Origin of the sequence: Atribacter sp. (assembly GCF_035418125.1) — a bacterium.
GTDB lineage: Bacteria > Atribacterota > Atribacteria > Atribacterales > Atribacteraceae > Atribacter > Atribacter allofermentans.
Window position 1 is genome coordinate 1 of the sequence record NZ_DAOLQM010000219.1, and the last position, 3,812, is coordinate 3,812.

Consider the following 3,812-nt stretch of genomic DNA (forward strand, 5'->3'; position numbering starts at 1 on the left):
GCCGATACGGTTATCTTAGGTCTCAATCTATTTTCCCAAACTCCGGTCCATTTTGACACCGGCCGATACGGTTATCTTAGGTCTCAATCTATTTTCCCAAACTCCGGTCCATTTTGTCATATCCGGTATCAACCGAGGGCCCAACCTAGGTTTTGATGTATTTTATTCGGGAACGGTTGGGGCAGCCATGGAAGCTGCCATGTCGGGAATACCAGCCATGGCGGTTTCACTATCAATACAAGAAAAATTGAATTATAAGGTTGCTGCTGAAACTGCTCTTGATATATTTCTCCATTTTGAAGAAACACTTTCTCGACAAAAAAATTTAGTTCTCAATGTGAATATACCTGATGTGACTCATTCGGATGAACTGAAGGGTTGGAAGATTACCGAGCTTGCCGATCGGTTTTATTTTACTAAAGTCCAAAAAACCATTCAGAATGAAGAATTCCAGGAATATGTTTTTATTGAAGAAAAACGCCAGATTGAATTCCAAAGTAGCTCGGATTATTGGTCGGTAGTGAATTCGGAAGTGTCGATTACCCCCCTTCGACCTAACCTGACCGATTGGTTAGTAAAAAACGAACTGGTAGAAGTATTGTCGGAGAAGAATAATTGAAATGAAGTTCATTCAGGGAAGGTTGGTATTTAAGGGCCGAGTTCAGGGGGTTGGTTTTCGTTATTTTGTTTTAAAGAGAGCCTCCCAATTTGAGGTTACTGGATTTGTTAAAAATTTATTTCCAAATGGAGTGGAAGTGGTAGCTGAAGGAGAGAAATCCGAAGTTGAACATTTCTTTCAGGAAATTCGTGAGGGACCAGTGAGCGCATCAATCCGTGATATTTTTGAAGAATGGTTGCCTTATTCAGGAAATTATGAATCATTTCAGGTTGAATACTGATGGAAATCGATAATGTCAGAACAATTCAAGAACGGGAAGAGATGGTTCGAAAGCAAATCATCTCCCGGAATATTAAAGATGAAAGAGTAACTCAAGCCTTGCTAAAAATTCCTCGACACGTTTTTGTTCCAGAATTTTATCGGAAATATGCTTACAATGATACCCCCTTAGTCATTGGTGAGGGTCAAACTATTTCACAACCTTATATAGTAGCGTTGATGTCAGAATTGTTAGAAATTCAGCCAACCGATCGAATTTTGGAAATTGGAACCGGTTCGGGTTATCAAACCGCGGTTTGCGCAGAATTAGGCAAAGAGGTTTATACGATAGAACGCATCGAAGAATTGGCTCAAAAAGCCGAAGAGGTTTTGGAAAGTCTTGAATATAGGAATATCCATTTTTTTGTTGGTGATGGAAGTCGGGGAATTCCAGAATATGCTCCTTTCGACAAAATTATAGTAACTGCTTATGCTAATGAGATATACCCAGTTTGGGTTGAGGAATTAAAAGAAGGCGGAATCATTGTTCTCCCTTTGGGGGGTGATTTTCGTCAAACTCTGGTTCGGGGAAGAAAACAAAAAGGATCGTTGAAAATTGAAAAACATGGATCAGTCGTTTTTGTTCCATTGATAGAGGATATCCTCTAAAAAGCCCTCAACACAATCCGTAATTGCGAGGAGCGTCTGGTACGACGTGGCAATCTCTTAAGCTCAATCTTTTTCTTCCCCTCGTTTTTTGATTCTCCTCTTCTCTGTCATTCTAAGGAGCGTCATTTGCGACGCGAGAATCCCATCCTTTGTATCTATGAAATACAAAATAACTTAAAAATGAGATCCTCACGCGGAAAAATACTGCTCAGGATGACGAATTAAAGGCACCCTCCCCGCCGCAAGCGGCACCCCTCCTTGGAGGGGAATTGTTAACTTCATTCCTCCAATGAGGGGAAATTACAATAATCCTATTGAGTCAAAGAGGAGTACAAACATTAATGATTGACCTTAAGAGATTACCACGTCGTCTAACCAAAAGACGGTTAGACTCCTCGCAATGACGGATTGAGTGGATGAGATCCTCACGCGGGAAGGCATAACTCAAGTTGACGGAGTAAAGAGTTTCTTCTCCCTTGATGGGAGAATTAGGTTTTTTTAGGCTGGCTTTGAATTACCTTAAAAAACTCCTGGTTTATTGCTGCAGGTTTAGCATAGCTCATGATGATGTAGAGGAGAGTCGCAATAATAATCGTCCAAACACCCGGCCACCATCCCCAAGGTTTCCAGGATGTTATTTGAAGTATCAGGGAAATACAGGCTCCTCCGATCATACTAATTAAAGCCCCAGATGCACTTCCTTTCTTCCATAAAAAACCGCCTATTGTTGATGGAACGGTAGCCAGTAGCCCGGCCGAAGAAGCAACGGAAAGGACAGCAATAAGATTGAAGCGCTGAATAGCAAAGAGAAAGATTCCGACACCCAAAATTAAAATAAACCAACGGGCAATAACCAACTGTTGCTTTTCAGGAATTTCCCGCCGAGCACGAACAATATCTCGAACAAACATCGAGGAGATGGTTAACATCACCGAGTCAATGGTTGAGATGGCCGCCGAAAATATTCCGACAATCATCAATAGGACAATAATTGGCGGAATATTGAGTTGAGCAAGTAGGGTTGGTGTCGCCTGGTCGGGATTGGAAAGGCCGGGAAATAGCAGGAGGGCGCAAAATCCAATTAGAATGGTAATGAGAGTATAAACAAAACCATAACCGAGAAAACCATTTATCATAGATCGCATTTTCGAAAGCGAAGAGGGAACGAATAATCGCTGTGACACTTGAGGATTAGATATGCTGAAAAAAAACCAGGGAAGAGATAATCCTAAAAAAGTTTGAAAACTAAAATAACCATTCCCCGGAACTGATAACCATAGAGGATAGTTAGTTTCAATTCGATAAAGAAAGTTGTCGAAACCTCCTAAAAATTTCCCTATTAATATAAAAATAAAGATTATTGAACTGATTAGCATAATCCCAGCTTGTAAGCTATCGGTCGTAGCTACTGAACGAAGACCAGCAATTTCAGTCCAAACCAAAGTAATCAAGGTTGCGATGAGAGCACCCCATAAGAAGGGGATTTTTCCATTTGACAAAGTTTCTAATAGGTATCCGATTCCCATCAATTGAATCGAAGAATAGGGAATCAGAAAAATTAGAGAAATCCATGCTGATAAGGCGCCAACTTTTTTATTTTGATAGCGGTTGCTCAGCAATTCAGCAGGACTTACACAATTATAATGTATTCCAGCTCGCCAATAAAAGGGGCCAAAAAGAACTGCCCAAAAAAGACCGGATAGGTATATGAGTTCAAAGCCGAGAGCCCCAACGCCACCTTTATAGGTTAGCCCGGCTAAACCAACCAGCATAAAGGCGCTGTATGTCGTAGCACTATAGGAGAGAGATGAGATGTATCCTTTTAGTTTTCGGTCGGCAAGAAAGTAGTCGACAACTCCACTTGCCCCTCCCCGGCGAGAAAGAACAGCGATTAGCGTTCCCCAAGCCATATAGATAATAATTGATATCCAAATAAGTTCAATTTTCATTTTTCCAGCGATCCATCATTTTTTTCATGAGGTATATTACTATTAATGTGTATCCAATCCAGAATAAAAAACTTCCATAGAATTTGTGAACCTTTTGCAGTAAGGTATAAGGGATAAGATAGGCAAGAATAACTAAGGGAAAATACCCAAAAATGTACTTTTTCATTGCCTTCCTCCAATTGCTTGATTGAATCAAAAATTTGTTCCTACTATTTAAGCATAAAAAGGTTTAGAATCATAGAGAAAACTTATGATGAAGGTGGGAACCCGTGTCCAAATCCGTCATTTCTAAGAGCATAACTTAGGACGCGAGAATC

Annotated in this window: 5 protein-coding genes; 3 read left to right on the top strand and 2 right to left on the bottom strand. The window is 40.4% G+C overall.

Annotated elements, in window-relative coordinates:
• Positions 1 to 52 precede the first annotated feature (52 nt).
• The 3 genes from surE to PLK24_RS09475 are packed head-to-tail and all read left to right on the top strand — an operon-like array spanning position 53 to position 1,546.
• A complete protein-coding gene (surE, locus tag PLK24_RS09465; protein ID WP_324478534.1) occupies positions 53 to 619 on the top strand; it encodes a 5'/3'-nucleotidase SurE in 567 nt (188 codons plus the stop codon).
• A gap of 1 nt (position 620) precedes the next feature.
• The gene (locus PLK24_RS09470) at positions 621 to 899 is read left to right on the top strand and encodes an acylphosphatase (RefSeq protein ID WP_324478536.1); all 279 of its coding nucleotides are present in this window, start codon (positions 621 to 623) and stop codon (positions 897 to 899) included.
• A complete protein-coding gene (locus tag PLK24_RS09475; protein WP_324478538.1) occupies positions 899 to 1,546 on the top strand; it encodes a protein-L-isoaspartate(D-aspartate) O-methyltransferase in 648 nt (215 codons plus the stop codon). Before PLK24_RS09470 ends, PLK24_RS09475 begins: the two co-directional genes overlap by 1 nt.
• Before the next feature lie 488 nt (positions 1,547 to 2,034).
• Here the strand turns inward: PLK24_RS09475 and PLK24_RS09480 are convergent, their stop codons facing one another.
• Together PLK24_RS09480 and PLK24_RS09485 are read right to left on the bottom strand one after the other, a co-directional pair.
• Positions 2,035 to 3,495: a sodium:solute symporter family protein gene (locus tag PLK24_RS09480; RefSeq protein ID WP_324478540.1), complete on the bottom strand. Its 1,461-nt coding sequence runs from the start codon at positions 3,493 to 3,495 to the stop codon at positions 2,035 to 2,037.
• Positions 3,485 to 3,661, bottom strand: a complete 177-nt coding sequence (locus PLK24_RS09485; RefSeq protein WP_324478542.1) for a hypothetical protein — start codon at positions 3,659 to 3,661, stop codon at positions 3,485 to 3,487. The genes PLK24_RS09480 and PLK24_RS09485 overlap by 11 nt, the downstream gene beginning before the upstream one ends.
• Between the last annotated feature and the right edge of the window lie 151 nt (positions 3,662 to 3,812).